This window comes from Treponema parvum, assembly GCF_017893965.1.
Lineage (GTDB): Bacteria > Spirochaetota > Spirochaetia > Treponematales > Treponemataceae > Treponema_D > Treponema_D parvum.
Genome location: NZ_CP054142.1, coordinates 1,351,433 through 1,370,392 on the forward strand (window position 1 = coordinate 1,351,433; position 18,960 = coordinate 1,370,392).

Genomic DNA, 18,960 nt, shown 5'->3' on the forward strand with positions numbered 1-18,960 from the left:
AAATAAGTGAGGATGCTTTGCTTTTAAGCATCCTCACATTTTTCATAAACTGATACAGTTTCCCTTCGCGTAAAGGGAATATCTCATCAGTATTTCCTAGATCTTTCCGAAAAGTTTACCGAGATAGTAAATAACCAATCCGATTACGACAAAGTCCGTTTCAGGGAACGCTGATCCGGCAAGACCCATCTTTGCAAAAACAGGATACATAAGAGCAGGGCCTACGGCAATGAGAATACCGGTTACAAAACCGCCGGCAATAGCTCCCTTCCAACCTCCGGTTGCATTACCGAAAACTCCTGCAGTTGCACCGATAAAGAAATAAGGTATTGCAACGGGAATGATAACCGCCGTCCCCAACAGAGAAAAGATACCCATGCAGATTAATCCGGCAACATAAGCGGAAATAAAACCGATAACTGTTGCGGTCGGAGCATAAGGAAAAACCACAGGGCAATCCAACGCCGGTTTTGCATTGGGAATGAACTTTTCAGAAATACCTACAAATGCCGGCACGAGTTCCGATAACATTAGGCGCACACCGGTAATAATTACATATACGGCGCCGGTAAACATAAGACCTTGCATTAGAGGGAACAACAACCAATGAGTATCACCTGCGATTTTTTGCACAGCTTCTCTACCGGCTGAAAAGGCGGATATATAGTAAAAAATAATGATAGAAAGAGCGATAGATACGATATAATCTTTAAAAATAGAAAGCCAACCGGGTAATTTTAATTTTTCCGTGCTATCTTCAGGGTTACCCACTTTTGATCCTATCCAGCCGGAAAGCGCGTATGTTAAGGTGCAATAATGTCCAATAGCAAGTTCATCGCTTCCTGTAACTTTTTTCATAAAAGGATGGGCAATTGCGGGATATATAGCTGCGGCAAACCCAAGTATGACGGAGCCTATTATTACAGTGAGTATATCGCTTAAACCTACCGCTTTTAACGATACGGATAGAAGTGCAGCTAAGAACAAATTATGTTGGCCGGTAAGAAATATAAATTTAAATTTTGTTACGCGCGCAATCAGCAAGTTGGCGCAAAATCCCAGCACCATAATAAGAGTTATGATAGTGCCTAAATTTTTTTGAGCCATACCGGTAATAGCTTCGGCAAGCGGCAGGACGCCTTGAAGATTAAACCCTGTTGCAAAAAGCTGCTGGAAATTAGCCAGAGCTCCAACTGCGGCGCCGCCACCGATACCGAAAATAAGAAATCCGACAATTGTTTTGACCGTTCCGGTAATAACTGCGCTCGGTGACTTTTTTTGCAACAACAAACCGATCAAGGCCATAAGGCCGACAAGTAATGATGCTTGCCCAAGCAACTGGAACACGACAAAGCGTGCAAGATTCCAAATAGTTCCCATAATACTTTCCTCCTGTATTTAATTTTCTTTTACTCTAAAAGTTGTTTTTAAGACTGTTCGGCAAAAAATTTGTCAAGCTCGTTTTTTATTGCCTTTTTATCCAAAATATTTTCGATGCCGATACAGTATTTAAACTTCCCCTTAATTTCCGGTACCAGATCATTCATTGTAATAACAACATCTACATCATGGTATTGCTCAATACCGCTTAAAGCATCATGAACTAATTCCAGTTGATAGCCGTTTTCACGAATAACCTGATCCACCTTAATTCTCAGCATCATACTGCTTCCCATGCCGGTTCGGCACACAATTAAGCCCCTTTTCATTACACCTCCTTTTTTTGTTTTTTATCGGCACCCGTAATTTTTGCCGAAAGAATCTCTTTTTTTATCTTTTGAATATTTGCCGGTGTCATACTGAAGCAGCGTAATCCCAAATTCAAAAGTTCCTGTGTAAAGAGCGGATTACCCGCCATTTCACCGCATACACACACATGTTTTTTATATTTTTTCCCCGCATCTATTGTCATCCTAATCAACTGTAAGACTGCAGGATGATTTTCACGATACAAATGAGCAATCTTTGTATTATTACGGTCGGACGCCAGTGTGTACTGGGTTAAATCATTGGTACCTATACTGAAAAAATCGACGATTTGAGCAAGCTTATCCGCAATTAATGCTGCGGCAGGCGTTTCAATCATAACCCCGACTTTTACATTGCGACCATAGGGAATTTTTTCTTTGTGCAAATCTTTTTTTATACGCTCAATTGAAGAAAGCAGGCTTTTTACTTCTTCTTCCGTTGTAATCATCGGAAACATAATGTGCAGTGTGCCGTACACGCTTGCACGCAAGAGGGCGCGCAGCTGCGTATGCAAAAGCTCCGTATTGTCCAGCATGTACCGAACGCCGCGCCATCCCAAAAAAGGGTTTTCTTCTTTGGGTAAATGCACGCACGGATACACTTTGTCGCCGCCGATATCGAAAGTTCTGATCGTTACGCTTTTTCCGTTCATCCCTTGCAGTACGGCGCGATAGGTTTTAAATTGATTTTTCTCTGAAGGAAAATCCGTTCCGGCTTCGCTTAATAAAAATTCGGTGCGGAACAAACCTACCCCGTCCGCCCTTTGTGCGACAGCTTGAGAGACTTCTTGAACCGAGCCGATATTTGCCATAAGTTCTATGCGTACGCCGTCTTCGGTTAAGGCGCGCTTTTCAACCAAAGCGTTAAAATATTCTTTTTCTTTTTGCAGCTCGGCGGTTCTTTCAGCATAAAAAGAAGCTGTTGCGGCATCAGGATTAAGCACGCACAGTTTTTTTTCCGTGTCGATGACGGCTTTATCGTTTTCCTTAATTTCAGTATACGGAATACCGGAAATCATCGGTATGGCGTAGGAGCGTGCGATAATAGCGGTATGAGAGGTTTTACCCCCTTCTTCGCTGATAATACCGAGCAGCAAATTTTTGTCGACTTCGGACATATCTATTGGACTGAGCACCTTTGCCGCAAGTATGCACGGTTTTTCTATGTGCGGCCTTTTTTGAACATTTCCCGAAGCGTACGACAAAAGCATGGCGAACAGCTGTTCAAAATCCTGCGCCCGCTGTTTTAAATAATCGTCTTCGAGTACGCTCATATCGTAGGTATATTCTTGTGCAGTAAGCGTTAAAGCTTCGGTTAAAAAAACTTTTTGTTCCCGTATGCATTGCAATACGTCTTTTTCGAGTTCCGGATCGTTTAATATGGCAATATAACTGCGGATAATTTCAGCTTTTTCCGCGCTGCCTGCAGCGGCGGAATCGTTTTCGGCACAAGTCAAAAGAGAAGTCAACTTAGCAGCAACAGCGTTTTTTACTTTGCGGAAGCGGTCGCATTCGGCATCTTCGTTTAAGAGCGTTTGGCGCACCTCCGCTGCTTTCGATTCCGTGTAATCTAAAGTAATCGAATCGTCCGTCCACTTAACTATGCAGCCGACACACACACCGTCGGACAGCACGTTTCCCGTTATCCGCTTTTCCATACCGCTCTACTCTTCTAATCGATCAATAAATTCCGCAAGCGCTTGTACGGCCTTTTCTTCATCGGCGCCGTCGGCTTCCAAAACAACCGTATCGTTTTGAGAAATTCCTATACGCAGCAATTTGATTATACTTTTTGCATTTGCCGTTTTTTCGTTTTTCCGAATACTGATGTCCGATTGAAAAGTATTTGCAAGCGTTACAAAATCGTTTGCCGGACGCGTATGCAAACCCGTCGGATTTTGTATGGTTATTTCTCGTGAAATCATGCGTTCTCCCCCTTACTTATGCGGAAAATTTGGCGTAAATCGTTTTCGGTTTTCGCATTCCGCAAACCGGACAAAGCTTTGTCGCTGTCGAAGAGCGTCATTACTTCGATAATTGCCTGTTCATTCAGAGCTTTTTTATCGGGAGCCGCAATGCATAAGATGACGTCAACAGGATCGTTTACCTTATGACCGAAAAAAACGGGTTTTTTCAAGCACACCAAGCTGTATCCCAGTTTGAGCGCCCCCTGTTCGGGACGCGCATGCGGCATAGCTATTCCGGGTGCAATAACAAAATAAGGTCCGTATTCTTTAACAGCGTCAAGAATCGCTTCGTAATATGAAGGCAAAGCACATCCGACATTTATCAGTAAATCCGCGGATTTTTTTACCGCCTCTTGCCATGTCACCGCATCGGCTTGCAGCAAAAAGGTTTTATGTTCCAAAATAAAATCGGAAAGCATATCATTCTCCTCTTTATACTAAGGGCATTCTAAAAACTCGCCTTTAGCGATTTTTTAGAATATTTTTTATTTTTTGTATGTCCGAACCGTCCAACTGAACGGATATGTAAACGGCGGGCACCGATAAGGGCACGGTATCTATAACGGAAATAATAAAATCAATGCCTTTTTCCTTTATATATGAATCGGTGAGCTTTCGCACGGACACCGTTTCGATAAGGTCGAGTTCGGGAAATTCCTTGCATATACGTTCTTTAAGAATGCTGCTCACGACGATACCTGACGCACATACCAGAACGGCCGATATTTTTTTTATGTTCGATCTAAAAAAAGGAGCTATAAAACTCAGCAAAACTCCTGCTTCTTCTTCGGAAACATCAACACGGAGGCGCGATTGTAAAAAATCCGCAGCCGGTTTTACGATTTTTTGTATGCGGTTGTCTTTATTTAAAATATTTTCGGCAAACGACGCCGTATATTTCTGCATCGAAAAAAGCTGCCGGCGATTTTTTAATAGATGCATTATTTGTAAATATACGATATAGGCTACCTTTTTATGTTCGGTAACGTATCCGTCCAAAGACGCTTCTATAAATGACACAAAATTTCCGGCAATTTGTCCGTAGTGTTTCTGGTTTTCAAACATACTTGCCGCAGCTTCGGTACTTTGTAAAATTTCCGTAAAAAACAGCGTTTCGCTTTCGGCATAATCATTTTTGTCTTTTAGAAAATGTAAAGAACGGCAGCTTTGTTTTATCTCGGCACTTATCTGATCGTCTTCATGGGCTTTATCGTTTTTACGAGGCGCCACAAAAAAGCCGTTGGCGCAACGAAACTCCATAATACTGACACATAAAAATAAAAGTACAAAGTCTATATCCGAAAAAGAAGTTGATGAGAGCGTTTCGATTTTTTCCACAAAATCAAAATTTCGCCTTATATGTGTTTTTTCGTTTAAATATTCAAACACGGCGCACGTAAAAGTATAGATTTTAAGTCTGTTTTCGGGGATTGCCGGTTCATGAATATAGGTGTACAACAAACTCATAAATTCATTAAAATTCAGATAAAGACAAGCCGTATTCAAAGCCGCTTGCCGCGCGGCGATTTCATTTCCGCTGATATATGTTCCGACTCCTCTTTTACGTAAAATTACGCAGCCGGATTTTTTAAGATTTTGTTCAAGCTCGGTAAGTATTTTTGACACACCCGTTTCCGAAATATTAAGACAGCGGGCAAGTGACGCAATTTTAACCGTGTCTTTCTCATTCAAAAGATAAAGCAGCACCAAAAAACTTTTTTCTTCCAAAGAAAATTCCCGAGAATAGTTTTTGCTCTCAAAATCATTGATAAGGGTTTCTTTTGCGTTCTTACTTCCCGTGAGCATAAATCCCTTGCCGCGTAATTTTACAAGGGACAGGTCATACGGTTGAATATATTTTTCAATTTGCGGCAGTAGACGGAAAAAAGTGCTTTCGCTTGCATCGATTTTTTCGGCGATTACTACGGAAGAAATATAATCGTGTGCATCAAGAAGTACGTTCAGAATACTTATTATCCTTGAGTCGCCGATATTCATATTTTTATTATGTATCGACTTTTACGAAGCTGTAAATAAAAAGTAAATTTTTATTGACACTAAGAGTTGTTGTCATTTTGTTTATTGAGTAAGGTAAATAAGCTGGCCATGTTCGCTAAACTTTCAACTAGGCTTGCTTCTATGTAGCGCGTCTGCATAACAATTTCTGCACCAATGTTTTTTCGGCTTTTAAAACCGTGTTATGTGTTTTTATCTTGTCCATCAAAAAGAATATGAACAAAATCTTTCCTTGAATATAGTATTCTTACAACTCGTACTACTTCTTTTTCGATTCTATAAAAAATTGAATAATTGTTTGCAAGTACAAATCTATAATCTGTAGGAAATGAAATATATTTTGTTACTGAAATTCCGGAATTAGGAAAATTTGACAAATTTTCATATGTTTCAATAATTTTTAAAACAGTATTTTGTGCCGCAATTGGATTTTGAAGTTCATTTTCTATATAATTCTTTATTCCAAGTAAATCTTCTGCCGCTTGGGGAGAAACTTTTACCTCAAACATTACAGTCCAACCAGCGTCCTAACAGTCCCAGTATCCAACCAGCCTTTTTCCACCACAGAATCTTCTCCTTTTTTCAATTCCGAGGCAAGGGTTTTCGCTGCAGTTAATTTTTCATAATCGCTTATTGAGATTACTGCATAACAGCCTCTTCCGTTTTTTGTAAGGAATACAGGTGATTCATCTGCAACATCTTGTAACACCACATTGTAATTACGCAAATCGGAAACAGGTTTTATTATCATAATATTCACCTCATTAAAATTCGTAATATTTTATGTAATAATTATAGTTTATTTTATCCATGATCTCAATAAATAAAATGCGCTTATTTGCAAGTTATATTCTGCTTTTATAAATTTTATCACGGAAATCAACTTTTGGCTAAAATGTGTAATAAGCCGAAAGGATTCATAAGAGCACGGAACATAATGCCGTAGACCATTCCTCTCTGGAATGATGAAGGAGTTCCTCAGCGCTTAGAGCCTTACTTGAAATATAATAATGCTATTCTTCGGTTATGCCTTTATTCGTCTTAAATTGAGTACGGACGGCTCCTATGCATTTGAGAGAAGGCCATGCCTTACCACCCACCTGCCATGAAACATCATAAGTCGTATATGCACTTCGTGTTTCTATTCGTCCATGTCCTCTTTCTGTTTTGGTAACACTGTCCAATGCTTTGATTGTACCGTTTCCAATGCTAGGGTAAGTCCTAATTCCCCTATTTGTGCTCTGACTATGTTAAGAGGACTGTCATATTCCTTGTAGAGTGGATTTCTTTTCTGTCTATTGCAACTGTAAAGGGTTTATTCTTTTTCTTATTATGACCTTCCTCTTCCGTCGCTATTTTTGATGAAAGATGCGGGACAAGAGTATTAACCCAGTTTTTCATACCTCGATTCAACAATTCGCTCTTTATCATTGCAAGAAGATTCAACAGCCACCGATAACACGGAAGGCGTTTGATATTAAACTCTTTTTCCAGAAATTTTCTGACATGTTCGGTTATTGTCCACTCGTGTATTTTCTTTACGCTTTTTAAATCACTCAAGCTTCCCAAAATCACAATTACAACGACGTTTTTTATGCTGCAAAAATATCCGTCATATTCCCTTTCTGTCTCAAGCGCTTCAAATTCTTCCCATCTCATGCATTCGTTTTATCACTTTTTTAAACAGTGTATGTGAAAATTGATTTCCTATGGATGTTTGGCTTTTCCTAATTTATATGCATCTTATCAATATTCAGTGCTTACTTTTTGTAGTTTTCATTGTCCCCACGATAAATGCAATAATCATGTTGAACAAAATTATGCAGAGATTAACTGCTTATATTCCATAATTGCAACTTCCTGCCCCGATGCAAAACAATTATCTGCACGATTATAAATATTTTGAGCTGTCTGTTCGTCAAGGTAATATTCTCCGCAGTCGTCACAGATTTTTGCAGGGACATTACGGAAAATAACCGTCGCACTTCCGCGGGTAAGTACAACTTGTGTAAAACCTTCTTTCATTTTTCCAAACTTGCAAATCGGACATTTCATATCAATCCCTCCTCTGTGTGAAATCAGAAGTCCACAGTTGTGTATCAGGTTCATAAACTGTGATAATATATTCCATATCATCATTTTGATCATAAGATGAAACAACATGAATCGGTCTATCACCATCATACCCAAGCATAAGCCTGCTTGGGTATGGAGTATCATCAGGATATTCTTTTATTACCACACCATTTTTTATGACATCTTTTATCATATTCGGCGAAAAACCACGTTCTGCCATACGCTTAAAAACGTGTTCTGAAAAGAAATATTTCACAAAATAACCACCTATTTTACTTAAAACATTATAGCATAATATCTTTGCCTTTCGATATACTTTTTATGAATACGTCGGCAATATGATATGTCGTTCGAACATCTCATCGGTTTCTATCGGCGGTAAAAACATGGACACATTGTTTATAACATCGGCATTCAGCAACCTAAAAAAAATCGAAGAAGCGGACGGTTTGTGTTATTACTTAACCGACACATCAATTAATGGTAAAAAAGATTATTTAATATAAATTTACAAAAAAAATGGAATTTCTTAATTTGCTTCATTAAATATTCACTATCCCCTATTTTTTTCGTCGATTTCATAAAGAAACTGGAATAAAAATCTTTCTCATAGTATAATCCATCAAAGAGGTCTTAAATGAAAAATGCATTTCTAAAAATTGTTTTTTTATGTGCCGTAGTATTAATAAATTTTTCAATGCTTTTTGCATTGGAAGTCAACAGGGATGAAATCACAAGCACAAGAGCGGAAACGGTCATTTTTGAAAACTATACGGGACCTCATTCCGTAATCGAATCGGTACAAGCGATAAAAAATATAGGAAGAAAACTTGGAAATTCACTGTCCAATCCGGCTGTTTCTGCAAGAATAGGCAGCGGCGGAAGATATTACGTTATCCATGCGGTAGATTCCAACGTAAAAGAAAAATTCGACGCCGATATTTTTGTTCTAGAGCCGTCGGCGTCAGTCGATCATATTGCAAACCTGAGAAGGATAATTTCTTCCTATTTATCCTCCGCATATAATTATTCCGAAAGCGACGCCGATACCTTATCCGTTTTTATTACCGTTTATAACGCAGTTTACCGCGGTAAAATCGATTTTTTCAAAAGCAAATACAAAGATGTCGTAACAAAAGAATTAACGCCTGAAAAAGCCGGTCTTGCGTTGAGCTATACGCAATGGCCGGGGATGACGCAAATCGTAATTCCTCTTTCGGATCCTGTGTCGGGCGGGCTCAGCACGGTTGATACGTCCGCTATAAGCGACTCAAACGTAGTTTCTTCCATGCGCGAAGAAAGCGACAAGGGAATCGATGTGCGTAAAAACATGGTTGAAATAAAAGAAAAAGAAGCCGCCGTGGCCGAAGAAAAAGCTCAAGCTGCGCAAAAACAGGCCGTCGAAGGTCAAAAACAGCTTAAAGCCGATCAGGAAAAATTGGCCGAACAAAAAAAAGAAGCCGAAAAAGCGCAGAAAAAAGCCGAAGCTGCGCCCGACAATAAAAATTTGCGCAAAGAAGCTCAAGCTGCAGAACAAAAAGTGGCGCAAACCGAACGAAAAATTGAAGAGCAAAAACAGAAAATCGAAGAGAATGTACAAAAAGCGGAAACGGAACAAAAAAAAGCCGATACGAAGAATTCTGAAGCCGTAACGGAGAGAGAAACCATTGCAAAAGACCAGCAACAGCTTATAAATGCCATGGCGGCAAATGAAAACGTTCCGTCCGCTTACGCTCTGCGCCTTTACAATGAAGCAAAACGGCTTTCCGTGCTTGTGAAAGTCAATAAAAAGACGGGCGAAATAATAAACGAGTCTCCTGTGACCGTTATTCGAAACAGAGCGATCTATCCTGCAGGAGAAAATTTTACGGCGATAGCCGGCGAAAATACCGGAAACGGAATTGTAAAATTGGTCCTGCTTGATAAAGAAAAAATGGAAATAACCGCCGAAAGTCAGGAAACCGTAGCGGAAGATTCGGTTCTTGTAGAACACAACAATGAACTTTACTGTGTTCTTTCGGAAAGAAATAAATTTTACGTTGCAAGGTACAACAAGGAACTAAAACTTCTTGCAAAATCAAGCACGGCCGTAAAGAGCGGAACGCCTATCACAGTCGACGAAAAAACTCTTTATGTTACCGACGAAAGCGGAAAGATAGCGCTTTTATCCGCTTCCGATCTGAAGCCCGTAAAATAGCAAAAAGGTTTACTATTTTGCAATGTTTTCAAAGCGCGTAACCGAAGGCAAAAACAAAAGTTCTACATCTCCGATAGGACCGTTTCGTTGCTTTGCGATGATCAGCTTCACATTTAAAACTTGCTGCTGCTCCGCCTCATCGGCTTTTTTTCGTTCTCTGTGAATGAACATTACGACGTCGGCGTCTTGCTCGATAGACCCCGAACCTCTTAGCTGGGCAAGATTGGGCTCGTTGCCTTCAGCGTCCCTGGCAAGCTGACACAAGACAACTATGGGAATGTTCAATTCACGCGCCAAGGCTTTCAGTGACTTTGAAATTTCCGAAACCTGCTCGTAAACCGGAGCCGCTGAGTTTTCAGTAGTAATAAGGCCTATATAATCCACAAAAATTATTTTTACCTGCTGATTTATAACCATACGGCGCGCCATCGCGCGAAGATCTAAAAGTTGCATATTCGGCGTATCGACGATGTACAGCGGCGCCTGATAGCAAAGCCCCGCCGCATCCTGTATCTTCTGAAGATCCTGCAATGTCAGCATTCCTGATCTGATTTTTCCGCCTGGAACGCGCGATACTTGAGATAAAAGGCGCTGCCCGATTTGCGCGTAGGACATTTCAAGCGTAAAAAAACCGCAGGGGATTTTTTTATCTACGGCTATGTACTGTATCATTGAAAGAGCCATAGCGGTCTTTCCCATCGAAGGGCGCGCGCCTATTATGATAAGCTCCTGATTCTGAAAACCGCTTGTCATGCTGTCCAAATGCAAAAATCCTGAGGGGATTCCCGTATAGCCGCTTTTATTTTCTATGCGTTTTTCAATCAAGGCTATGGTATCGTTGACCACCTGCTTCATACCGTTGATTTCGGTAGTTTGATTTCTTTCTGTGATATTAAAAATCTTCTTTTCAGCCTCTTCAAGAATGTGCTTGCTGTTTTTTGTCTCATCAAAAGAAGACGCCTTTAATTCCCCCGCTATAAGGATAAGTTCTCTGCGGATCGCCGCGTCCATCACTATGCCGGCATAATAATCTATATTTGCGCTTGTCGGCACCGTATCGGTAAGCGCTGCAATATAAGCCGTTCCTCCGGCCTGTTCAAGTTCGCCGGTTTTAGTCAGTTCATTTATTAACGTCAGCGTATCGCCGTGGATGTTTTGCAGCGCCATGGAAATCATCGCTCGGTAAATCGTTTTATTTTGAACGGAATAAAAATTATCAGGTTTTAAATATACCGCAACATCGGATATTGCGCCCCAATCCAAAAGTAGAGCGCCCAATGTGGCTTGCTCGGCTTCAAGATTGTGAGGAGGAATTTTATCTTTTAAAACCTTATCCATGATAAATTATCCCAAAACCTACTGCGCGGTAAAATGATTAAAGACTTCCCAATCAACAACCTTGCCGCAGATTCCAGCAAAGCTTCAAGCGGCGCCGGTTACTGTTTACAGTGCCGAAGGTGTTGCCCCCCCCCTCCCCTAAAATGCGACATTACAGAAAATATCAATTTTAGAAAATGACGCATTTGTGCGCTCTTTGTGCACAATAATAAAGGCCGGACTCACATTTATGCGTTGCCGGCCTTCGATAATTAAAACGGAAAATCAAGCCCAAGTTCTTTACGAAAAACTCGCGGCAAAATAATTTTTTATTATGAAGAGACAGCTTCGCTTCCGCTTTCGGAAGTTTCTTCCTCTACTGGCTCGGTCTTTGCCTCTTCAGGCTTGGGCTCAGATGAGGCTTCCTCGGTCTCTGTCTCTGCGCGGGCATCCTCGGAGAAGCGGCGTCCTTTTTCTTTCTTTTTATCGGACGGAGACGCTTCTTGTGCCGTTTCCTGAGCTTTTACGGTCAGTTCAACCGTCGCAGTCTGCGCTTCATACAGTTTGATCGTAACATGATACTTGCCGGTAGATTTGATCGTAACGCCGGGAATTTCGATGCGCTTGCGTTCGATTTCAAAACCGCTTTTATGCAAAAGCTCTGCGACGGTCAAAGCGCTTACAGCGCCGTAAAGTTTTCCGTTAGCTCCGGCAGGCATTTCGGCTATCAAAGCGGTCTGTTCAAGTCTTTCTTTGAGACTTGCGGAATCCTTTCTCTTTTGTTCTTTGCGCGCTTCGATTTCAGCCTTGCGTCCTTCAAAAATAGCTACAGTCGCTTCATTGTACGGAACCGCAAGCATACGAGGTAAAAGATAGTTACGGGCATATCCGTTAGCTACCGATTTTACATCGCCTTCTTCACCAAGATATTTTACGTCTTTATTAAGAATAACTTTCATTTTACAAGCTCCTCTTTTTTTTAAAGGCCGCGTCACCAGGAGTCGGATCGCTTTGCCTTAATTTTATTTAGTCGGCTACAAACGGCAAAAGACAAATCGACCTTGCTCTCTTAATCGCAACGGCGAGCTCTCTTTGGTGTTTCGCACATGTGCCTGTGATGCGGCGCGGAAGAATCTTGCCTCGTTCTGTCGTATAACGACGCAACGCATCCGATTCTTTGTAGTCGATCTTTGTTTTATTTGCACAAAAACGGCAGACCTTTTTATGAAAAAAAGTCTTTCCGCCCTTACCGTGGCCACGTCCTTCGTTTTCACGTCCGGAATCCTGAGCCACAGCGGCGTTCATATCTTCATTTACTACATCTTCCATAGCGATATTCTGTATTTCGTCAGACATAATTTTCTCCCCTAAAACTTAAAAAAATATACGGATATTCTTTAAAACGGAATATCCTCGGGAAAAGCACTTGCATCCGTGCCGAATGAATCCATATTGTTATCCTGCATAGTATCCTGTTTGGGTTGGAATTTCGGAACATATCCCCCGCTCTGCTGATTGGATTCCGTTTTTCCGCCTAAAAGCTGAACATTTGTAGCAGTAATCGTTACTCTGCTGTTTTTTTGTCCGTCTTTTTCCCATCGATCCTGCCGCAGATAACCTTCAACGGCAATCTGTTTGCCCTTTGTCAAATACGGCTTAAGGCTTTCAGCTTGTTTTCCCCATATAGTCACGTCAAAATAACTTACTTCATCCACCCATTGATCGCCGTTTTTACGGCTGCGGTTTACGGCAAGGCTGACGTTAGCACGCGCCTGACCGCTGGGAAGGTATCCGAAAGAACGCTCATCAGTACCGACGTCACGCGTAAGCCTGCCGATAATGGTTACATGATTAAGATCTGTCATTTTTACCTCTGTGCATGATATAAATTATTTATTGACTCGCGCGTATCAAATCAGCGCGCTTTTTTTTCGTCAATCCTAACAAAAAGATACTTGAGCAAATTGGCATTCAAATGAAATTTCCTGTCAATTTCCTCTAGTTTTCCGGGATTTATATTTAATGAAAACAGAATATAACGGCCTCGGTTTTGTTTTTTTACTTCATAGGCCAAATCACGATCACCGTACGGTTCTTCTTTTTCGATTTCCGCACCGAATTGCGCCAAATCGGAGCGAAGCAATTCCGCACCGTTTTTTGACTTCTCCTCGTCTACCGGGAAGACAGCCATAAGCTCATACTTTCTCATATTAACTCCTTATGGACATATGGAAGCCGCGTACGCAGCTCCAAGGGGGATTTTTAAGATAACCTAATGATATTGATTTTAAGAGCGACAGTCAAGGCGAACTTTCAGGAATTTCAATAAGTCGCCTCCCGATTCCGCCGCCCTACTTTTTCAAAAACAAGGATTTTTCCATGCGAGTTGCGGATATGGGACTCAAACATTCTATCCCCGATTGACCACAACACTTTATCTACTATAATATTAGCTGATGAAAATACGGCCGTTGAAAAAAAATTTGTCATTCGCTCTGTTTTTTTTAATCGCGCTGTATTCGTGCCGGCCTCTGTTTTCATCAGGAAAAAGAAACAATATCGCTGATACGGTAAAGTCCGGCACTCAAAGAGAAATAAAAAAATCATTGATGAAGAATATCGATCTTGTTTATTACAAGGCGCCCGGCACGAAAAACAATCTCTTGCACATCGCTTTGGAAGCCGGTCGTGAAAAAGATATTGTCGCGCTGCTTTTGAAATTCGGAGTTTCTTCATCATACAAAAATGCAGAAGGCGTTACGCCTCTCATGTACGCGTGCAAACACAACGATCCTGAAATTGTAGAATCGATATTGGATTTTGACAGATACTTTTCATGGCAAAAACGGCACTTCGCTTTGAAAAAAGATAAAAACGGTCTTACCGCATTTGATTATTCTGCGGACAATACTGAAATTCTTTCCCTGTTGGAAAAAAAGACAAAATATATTTACCCCAAGCCGGCGGAAAGCAAATCTTATTCCATTATGCCTTTAGAAGAAGTCGAGCCCGCGATCTCGGATGAAAAAGCCGTCATGGACGCAGGAGCGGCTGCGCTCGCCGTAATATCAGCTGCCGATCCGTCTGAGCAAGAAACGGCTTCAAAAAATTCCGAAACGGAAGATATTTTAACCGTCGAAGACAATGCCGAAAACAATATCGAACATATTTTACCGGAGGAGGAACCTATTGCAGCGGCGGACGCCATAGTTGTCGACGACAATGAAACGGCAGATTTCAGTGAAAAAGATTTTGCCGATGAGGAATCAGGGTTTGATGATCTTCAAGATAGCATCTCAAGCGGATTTTCTTTAAATAATGTGTCCGTGTCCGCCCGTTCTTTTCCCGTTTATTTGTTTGACGATTTTCCTGAAGAAAAAGAATACGATACAAAAACGGCCGACAGAATTGTAAACGCAAAAATTACGAGTAAAGCCGACGCAAACAAAGCCGATAAACACGGCCGTACACAGCTTATGAAGGCCGCAGCCGACGGCGACACCGATCTAATGCAAAACCTCATATTTTCCGGCGCAAATGTAAACGCTTCGGACAGCGACGGATGGACTGCGGCGATGTGGTGCGCGCGATACGGCGGCGACTATTCGTCGTTAAAACTTTTATCTGAAAACGGCGCCGATCTTAAGCTTAAAAACAAATACGGCATTTCAGCTCTTCAATTGGCTTCATGTTTTTCAAACAATGAAAAGATAGTTTATCTCTTGCTTGAAGGCAGATCTCCGGACGAACAGGAAGTAAAGGATTCTTTTATTTCGGCTATATGCTCTGACAGGCCTCACGCGGTAATAGACGCTTTTTTAAAAAACAAACTTTCCATAAATCAATTTTACGCAGACGGAAAAACACCTCTCATGCTTGCAGCTGAAAACTGCTCCAAAAATGAAACCATCGCTTTTTTACTCCAAAGAGGCGCCGAAAAAAGTCTGAGATCGAGGGAAGGCAAAACCGCTTTTGACTATGCAAATAAAAATAAAAAACTTGACAGAGATAAAACATACTGGGCTTTAAGTCTGAACGGCGGATTTTAATGCGGATCACAGGAGGAGTTTTAAAAGGGCGCATAATAAAGTGTCCTGACGGCATAATACGCCCGGCGATGGACCGCATGAGGGAATCCGTCTTTGCAGTGCTCGGAAATTTGGACGGAAAGTCTTTTCTCGACTTGTTTTCAGGATCGGGAACGATTGCAATAGAAGCTGTTTCACGCGGAGCTAAAAAAGTCGAACTCTGCGAGAGGGACAGATTAAAGATCCGTACGGTTTTGGATAACGTGTTTATAACGGAAAAAGAGATGGGCGTTAAAATTCAATGTCATTTTACGTCCGTGGAACTTTTTGTAAAACGCTGCAAAGATAAATTCGATTATATCTTTTTAGATCCGCCCTTCCCGTACAAATTTCACGCCGACCTTATCGAACAGATATATAAACGGGATCTTTTGCTTGAAGGCGGCACGGTTTTGGTTCACAGGCCGGAAGAACACCATATGCCCGACACTATAGCGGCATTTAAACTTACCGACCGCCGCGTTTACGGCCGGTCAATAGTCGACTTTTATCAAAAATCAACGCCGGAGATTCAGGGCGAAACTGCAAACGGCGTAAAGTAATTGTTTACAGCGACGAAGAATTGAATTCTTTGCACGAATAAAACATTTTTTTACATATGTTCTACAATATGTTTTACAAATTCTTGACATTAAATTTGTTTGTGATACCATTGAAGCAAAGATAAAAGTATTTTATTGGCAGAGAAATTTAATGACGGAAGATTTAAAAAATAAGATAAGCTCGCTTTCGAGTTCGGGCGGTTTTATAAAAGTTACGGATACTCCCGTTGACGGCTTAACTTCGGCCCAAAAGGTTATATTAAACAGAAAAGGCAACACACTCCTCAACGAGGGGAAGATCGAAGAAGCTAAAAGAATTTTTATAACCACGGGATATTCGGACGGACTTACAAGAATCGGCGATGTTTATCTTAAAAAGAACAAGAGCATAGACGCCCTTAAATTGTTTTTGCTCGCACATAATAAAAAAAGAACGGAACCTATTCTGGAAAAAATAGCTTCAATAATATCAGTAATGATAAAAGAATGATTTTAGCCGCAGATATTGCGCGATTCGGGCAAAGCCGAAACGTCGCTGATTATATGTGCGCAATAAGCGCACCAATTCAACAGCCGAACAAAATATCAATTTTGAAAGTCTGTTGAATTTCAATGGAGTTAAAATGACCGATCAATCCCCTGATCATAAAACCGAGCAGGAAAACCAAAACGCCGAAGCGGATCCTAAGCTTGTAAAAATATCCGAGCTTTCAAAATCAGGCTATCAGTTTATCAAAGAAGATAAACTGAACGAAGCCGAAAATGAATTCAAAAGCATTCTCGAACTTGATGAAAACAACAATTACGCTCTGGTAGGTCTTGGGGATACGGAGCGGAAACGCAATCATTTTAAAGACGCCGTAAAATACTATTCGCAGTGTCTGTCGTCGCATCCGGGCAATAATTATGCGCTGTTCGGACTAGCGGACTGTTACAAGGCTTTAAATCAATATCACCGTGCGATTGAAATTTGGGAACAATACCTTATCCATGACGACAAAAACATAACAGTTCTTACCAGAGTGGCGGACGCTTACCGTAAAATAAAAGATTTTAAAAAATCAAAGCAGCTTTATTTAAATGTTCTTAACATGGAAAGCAACAACGCATATGCGCTTATAGGCTTGGGACATCTCCATTACGATTTTAAGGAATATCGCGACGCCCTATATTATTGGACTAAGATGTTCGAGTTGAACCCAAAGTCGGCAGACATAAGAATTTTAACTTCGATAGGAAACTGCCACCGCAAACTTAAGACTTTTTCTGAAGGTGTATACTTTTTTGAACGCGCCCTAAAACTCGATCCTAAAAATTTTTACGCTCTGTTCGGCTTGGCGGATTGTTACAGAGGAATGAACCAACAATTCCGTTCCGTTGAATATTGGAATAAGATCCTTGAAATGGATCCTGAAAACAAAGTTATCCTCACCCGCGCCGGAGACGCATACCGCAATACCGGAGATTATCGCAAAGCGGAAGAATATTACACAAAGGCTATGGACATAGACTTCGACATATACGCGGTTCTGGGCCTTGCCCTCATATACAAGGGCGAAGGCAGATACGAGGAAGCTATCGAGCGTCTTAAAAGCCTAATACGAAACGATCCTAAAAATTACAGACCGTATATAGACCTTGCGGATTGTTACGTAAAGATCAACAGAATGCAGGACGCTGCAGACGTATTGAAAAGTTTTCAAGCGTTCGGCATACATAATCCTGCGGTAAACGATATGCTGGGTAATTTGGAAAATTCCATGCAAAACCGCTAAGGGACGAACGATCATATGCTCCCCGGTGTTTCTAAAATTTTTTTGACCGAACTTTTGCCGGAAGAAATCTGCAAAAAATTGGAATTATCTCCCGCTTTCCGCGGAAAACAGATATTCAAATGGATCGGTTCAGGCGTAACTTCCTTTGACAGGATGACAGACCTGAGTAAGGATCTGCGCGTCATTCTTAAAAACAAAGCTCTGCTAAGATCGTCTTTCGTATCAAAGGTGTTAAAAGATCCTGACGGTACGATAAAATTGCAGCTTGAATTGCACGACGGCCTTGCCGTAGAGACAGTGCTGCTTACCGACAGCGAAAACAGAAAAACAGCCTGTGTTTCCTGCCAGGTAGGATGCGCTATGAAATGCGGATTTTGTCAGACAGGCCGCTTGGGACTTGCAAGAAATCTTTCGGCCGGAGAGATAGTCGAACAGTTTCTTTTTTTAGAAAAAGAAGCGGGAAAACTGTCGAATATCGTATTTATGGGCATGGGGGAGCCTATGCAAAACCTTGAAGCCGTAAGAAAAGCCGTAGCGATCCTAACCCACAAAGAAGGAAGAGCCCTTTCTTCAAAAAGAATAACAATTTCAACGTCGGGGCTTGTTCCGGGAATCTACGATCTTGCGGATAACGGGCCGCACCTTCGCCTGGCCGTTTCGCTTACCACGGCGGATCCTAAGCTAAGGGAAAATCTTATGCCGATAAGCAAAACCTACGGCCTTAACGAACTAAAAAAAGCCATAGATTACTACGCACTGAAAACAGGCAAAAGAGTAACTCTTGAAGCGGCTCTTATGGGCAATGTAAACACGGGAGACGACAGCGCAAAAAACATGATCGAATTCGCTTCCGGCATGAACGCAAATATAAACCTCATCCCGTGGAATCCCGTAGAAGGTCTTCCGTTTACAGAGCCGACCGGCAATGAGTGTAAACGCTTTGCAAATCTTTTACAGGAAGCCGGTCTTAACGTGACGCTTCGCACCAAGCGCGGAAGAAAAATAGGAGGAGCTTGCGGACAGCTGGGTATAACGCGCGCGCGGCAATGAGACGCGATAAGTTTGAGGCGCGGCAATTCGAGGCAGAACAGAACGCCGCAAAAATCGGGCTCAAATCTGTCCGATTACAATACAGTACAGGCGGGCAAGTCCCAAGAGTCCGCCCAAGCGGCCGATTACAGGCGGCAACCGCGAATACGGACGGAATACAAAGAATAATATTGACACAGACTTA

23 protein-coding genes are annotated in these 18,960 nt (G+C 41.5%); 6 read left to right on the forward strand and 17 right to left on the reverse strand.

Features of this window, described 5'->3' with window-relative positions:
* Positions 1 to 96: 96 nt before the first annotated feature.
* From HRQ91_RS05980 to HRQ91_RS06035, 12 genes are all read right to left on the reverse strand, one after another.
* Positions 97 to 1,380 (reverse strand): PTS ascorbate transporter subunit IIC, encoded by a 1,284-nt coding sequence (locus HRQ91_RS05980; RefSeq protein ID WP_210118734.1) that lies wholly within the window; start codon positions 1,378 to 1,380, stop codon positions 97 to 99.
* 47 nt (positions 1,381 to 1,427) lie between these two features.
* Entirely contained in the window at positions 1,428 to 1,709 is a 282-nt protein-coding gene (locus tag HRQ91_RS05985) for a PTS sugar transporter subunit IIB (RefSeq protein ID WP_210118735.1), read from the reverse strand.
* The gene (ptsP, locus tag HRQ91_RS05990; protein ID WP_210118736.1) at positions 1,709 to 3,406 is read right to left on the reverse strand and encodes a phosphoenolpyruvate--protein phosphotransferase; all 1,698 of its coding nucleotides are present in this window, start codon (positions 3,404 to 3,406) and stop codon (positions 1,709 to 1,711) included. Before ptsP ends, HRQ91_RS05985 begins: the two co-directional genes overlap by 1 nt.
* 6 nt (positions 3,407 to 3,412) lie before the next feature.
* Entirely contained in the window at positions 3,413 to 3,673 is a 261-nt protein-coding gene (locus tag HRQ91_RS05995; protein WP_210118737.1) for an HPr family phosphocarrier protein, read from the reverse strand.
* Positions 3,670 to 4,134, reverse strand: coding sequence for a PTS sugar transporter subunit IIA (locus tag HRQ91_RS06000; protein WP_210118738.1), 465 nt, complete (start codon positions 4,132 to 4,134; stop codon positions 3,670 to 3,672). The genes HRQ91_RS05995 and HRQ91_RS06000 overlap by 4 nt, the downstream gene beginning before the upstream one ends.
* Positions 4,135 to 4,177: 43 nt before the next feature.
* On the reverse strand, positions 4,178 to 5,713 hold the full coding sequence (locus HRQ91_RS06005; protein ID WP_210118739.1) for a BglG family transcription antiterminator: 1,536 nt from the start codon (positions 5,711 to 5,713) through the stop codon (positions 4,178 to 4,180).
* Positions 5,714 to 5,913: 200 nt separating this feature from the next.
* Positions 5,914 to 6,240, reverse strand: coding sequence for a type II toxin-antitoxin system RelE/ParE family toxin (locus HRQ91_RS06010; protein ID WP_210118740.1), 327 nt, complete (start codon positions 6,238 to 6,240; stop codon positions 5,914 to 5,916).
* Positions 6,240 to 6,485, reverse strand: a complete 246-nt coding sequence (locus HRQ91_RS06015) for a type II toxin-antitoxin system prevent-host-death family antitoxin (RefSeq protein WP_210120746.1) — start codon at positions 6,483 to 6,485, stop codon at positions 6,240 to 6,242. Before HRQ91_RS06015 ends, HRQ91_RS06010 begins: the two co-directional genes overlap by 1 nt.
* Positions 6,486 to 6,744: 259 nt before the next feature.
* On the reverse strand, positions 6,745 to 6,915 hold the full coding sequence (locus HRQ91_RS06020) for a hypothetical protein (RefSeq protein WP_210118741.1): 171 nt from the start codon (positions 6,913 to 6,915) through the stop codon (positions 6,745 to 6,747).
* Positions 6,916 to 6,976: 61 nt separating this feature from the next.
* Positions 6,977 to 7,390, reverse strand: a complete 414-nt coding sequence (locus HRQ91_RS06025; RefSeq protein WP_210118742.1) for a hypothetical protein — start codon at positions 7,388 to 7,390, stop codon at positions 6,977 to 6,979.
* 159 nt (positions 7,391 to 7,549) lie between these two features.
* On the reverse strand, positions 7,550 to 7,786 hold the full coding sequence (locus HRQ91_RS06030; RefSeq protein ID WP_210118743.1) for a type II toxin-antitoxin system MqsA family antitoxin: 237 nt from the start codon (positions 7,784 to 7,786) through the stop codon (positions 7,550 to 7,552).
* A gap of 1 nt (position 7,787) precedes the next feature.
* A complete protein-coding gene (locus HRQ91_RS06035) occupies positions 7,788 to 8,063 on the reverse strand; it encodes a DUF4258 domain-containing protein (protein WP_210118744.1) in 276 nt (91 codons plus the stop codon).
* 381 nt (positions 8,064 to 8,444) lie between these two features.
* Here HRQ91_RS06035 and HRQ91_RS06040 point away from each other — a divergent pair, with 381 nt between their 5' ends.
* Positions 8,445 to 10,004, forward strand: coding sequence for a P83/100 family protein (locus tag HRQ91_RS06040; RefSeq protein WP_210118745.1), 1,560 nt, complete (start codon positions 8,445 to 8,447; stop codon positions 10,002 to 10,004).
* Positions 10,005 to 10,016: 12 nt separating this feature from the next.
* Here the strand turns inward: HRQ91_RS06040 and dnaB are convergent, their stop codons facing one another.
* The 5 genes from dnaB to rpsF all read right to left on the reverse strand — a co-directional run bounded on the left by dnaB (position 10,017) and on the right by rpsF (position 13,530).
* Positions 10,017 to 11,342 (reverse strand): replicative DNA helicase, encoded by a 1,326-nt coding sequence (gene dnaB / locus HRQ91_RS06045; RefSeq protein WP_210118746.1) that lies wholly within the window; start codon positions 11,340 to 11,342, stop codon positions 10,017 to 10,019.
* 311 nt (positions 11,343 to 11,653) lie between these two features.
* Positions 11,654 to 12,280, reverse strand: coding sequence for a 50S ribosomal protein L9 (gene rplI / locus HRQ91_RS06050; RefSeq protein ID WP_210118747.1), 627 nt, complete (start codon positions 12,278 to 12,280; stop codon positions 11,654 to 11,656).
* Between the two features lie 67 nt (positions 12,281 to 12,347).
* Entirely contained in the window at positions 12,348 to 12,677 is a 330-nt protein-coding gene (rpsR, locus tag HRQ91_RS06055; RefSeq protein WP_210118748.1) for a 30S ribosomal protein S18, read from the reverse strand.
* 41 nt (positions 12,678 to 12,718) lie between these two features.
* Positions 12,719 to 13,186: a single-stranded DNA-binding protein gene (locus tag HRQ91_RS06060; protein ID WP_210116499.1), complete on the reverse strand. Its 468-nt coding sequence runs from the start codon at positions 13,184 to 13,186 to the stop codon at positions 12,719 to 12,721.
* Positions 13,187 to 13,236: 50 nt separating this feature from the next.
* Positions 13,237 to 13,530: a 30S ribosomal protein S6 gene (rpsF, locus tag HRQ91_RS06065; RefSeq protein WP_210116498.1), complete on the reverse strand. Its 294-nt coding sequence runs from the start codon at positions 13,528 to 13,530 to the stop codon at positions 13,237 to 13,239.
* A 247-nt stretch (positions 13,531 to 13,777) separates the two neighbouring features.
* Here rpsF and HRQ91_RS06070 point away from each other — a divergent pair, with 247 nt between their 5' ends.
* From HRQ91_RS06070 to rlmN, 5 genes are all read left to right on the forward strand, one after another.
* Positions 13,778 to 15,370, forward strand: coding sequence for an ankyrin repeat domain-containing protein (locus tag HRQ91_RS06070; protein WP_210118749.1), 1,593 nt, complete (start codon positions 13,778 to 13,780; stop codon positions 15,368 to 15,370).
* Positions 15,370 to 15,951, forward strand: coding sequence for a 16S rRNA (guanine(966)-N(2))-methyltransferase RsmD (gene rsmD, locus HRQ91_RS06075; RefSeq protein ID WP_210118750.1), 582 nt, complete (start codon positions 15,370 to 15,372; stop codon positions 15,949 to 15,951). The genes HRQ91_RS06070 and rsmD overlap by 1 nt, the downstream gene beginning before the upstream one ends.
* A gap of 151 nt (positions 15,952 to 16,102) precedes the next feature.
* Entirely contained in the window at positions 16,103 to 16,441 is a 339-nt protein-coding gene (locus HRQ91_RS06080; protein ID WP_210118751.1) for a hypothetical protein, read from the forward strand.
* Positions 16,442 to 16,574: 133 nt separating this feature from the next.
* The gene (locus HRQ91_RS06085; protein ID WP_210118752.1) at positions 16,575 to 17,726 is read left to right on the forward strand and encodes a tetratricopeptide repeat protein; all 1,152 of its coding nucleotides are present in this window, start codon (positions 16,575 to 16,577) and stop codon (positions 17,724 to 17,726) included.
* Between the two features lie 15 nt (positions 17,727 to 17,741).
* Positions 17,742 to 18,776, forward strand: coding sequence for a dual-specificity RNA methyltransferase RlmN (rlmN, locus tag HRQ91_RS06090; RefSeq protein WP_210118753.1), 1,035 nt, complete (start codon positions 17,742 to 17,744; stop codon positions 18,774 to 18,776).
* Positions 18,777 to 18,960: the final 184 nt, after the last annotated feature.

Bases quoted from the DNA above. Each gene is read 5' to 3' on its own strand.
- HRQ91_RS06040 (WP_210118745.1), top strand. From the start codon at position 8,445: ATGAAAAATGCATTTCTAAAAATTGTTTTTTTATGTGCCGTAGTATTA.
- HRQ91_RS05995 (WP_210118737.1), bottom strand. From the start codon at position 3,673: ATGATTTCACGAGAAATAACCATACAAAATCCGACGGGTTTGCATACG.
- rpsR (WP_210118748.1), bottom strand. From the start codon at position 12,677: ATGTCTGACGAAATACAGAATATCGCTATGGAAGATGTAGTAAATGAA.
- HRQ91_RS05985 (WP_210118735.1), bottom strand. From the start codon at position 1,709: ATGAAAAGGGGCTTAATTGTGTGCCGAACCGGCATGGGAAGCAGTATG.
- HRQ91_RS06080 (WP_210118751.1), top strand. From the start codon at position 16,103: ATGACGGAAGATTTAAAAAATAAGATAAGCTCGCTTTCGAGTTCGGGC.
- HRQ91_RS06025 (WP_210118742.1), bottom strand. From the start codon at position 7,390: ATGAGATGGGAAGAATTTGAAGCGCTTGAGACAGAAAGGGAATATGAC.
- ptsP (WP_210118736.1), bottom strand. From the start codon at position 3,406: ATGGAAAAGCGGATAACGGGAAACGTGCTGTCCGACGGTGTGTGTGTC.
- rpsF (WP_210116498.1), bottom strand. From the start codon at position 13,530: ATGAGAAAGTATGAGCTTATGGCTGTCTTCCCGGTAGACGAGGAGAAG.
- HRQ91_RS05980 (WP_210118734.1), bottom strand. From the start codon at position 1,380: ATGGGAACTATTTGGAATCTTGCACGCTTTGTCGTGTTCCAGTTGCTT.
- HRQ91_RS06060 (WP_210116499.1), bottom strand. From the start codon at position 13,186: ATGACAGATCTTAATCATGTAACCATTATCGGCAGGCTTACGCGTGAC.
- rsmD (WP_210118750.1), top strand. From the start codon at position 15,370: ATGCGGATCACAGGAGGAGTTTTAAAAGGGCGCATAATAAAGTGTCCT.
- rplI (WP_210118747.1), bottom strand. From the start codon at position 12,280: ATGAAAGTTATTCTTAATAAAGACGTAAAATATCTTGGTGAAGAAGGC.
- HRQ91_RS06010 (WP_210118740.1), bottom strand. From the start codon at position 6,240: ATGTTTGAGGTAAAAGTTTCTCCCCAAGCGGCAGAAGATTTACTTGGA.
- HRQ91_RS06085 (WP_210118752.1), top strand. From the start codon at position 16,575: ATGACCGATCAATCCCCTGATCATAAAACCGAGCAGGAAAACCAAAAC.
- HRQ91_RS06000 (WP_210118738.1), bottom strand. From the start codon at position 4,134: ATGCTTTCCGATTTTATTTTGGAACATAAAACCTTTTTGCTGCAAGCC.
- HRQ91_RS06070 (WP_210118749.1), top strand. From the start codon at position 13,778: ATGAAAATACGGCCGTTGAAAAAAAATTTGTCATTCGCTCTGTTTTTT.
- dnaB (WP_210118746.1), bottom strand. From the start codon at position 11,342: ATGGATAAGGTTTTAAAAGATAAAATTCCTCCTCACAATCTTGAAGCC.
- HRQ91_RS06030 (WP_210118743.1), bottom strand. From the start codon at position 7,786: ATGAAATGTCCGATTTGCAAGTTTGGAAAAATGAAAGAAGGTTTTACA.
- HRQ91_RS06005 (WP_210118739.1), bottom strand. From the start codon at position 5,713: ATGAATATCGGCGACTCAAGGATAATAAGTATTCTGAACGTACTTCTT.
- rlmN (WP_210118753.1), top strand. From the start codon at position 17,742: ATGCTCCCCGGTGTTTCTAAAATTTTTTTGACCGAACTTTTGCCGGAA.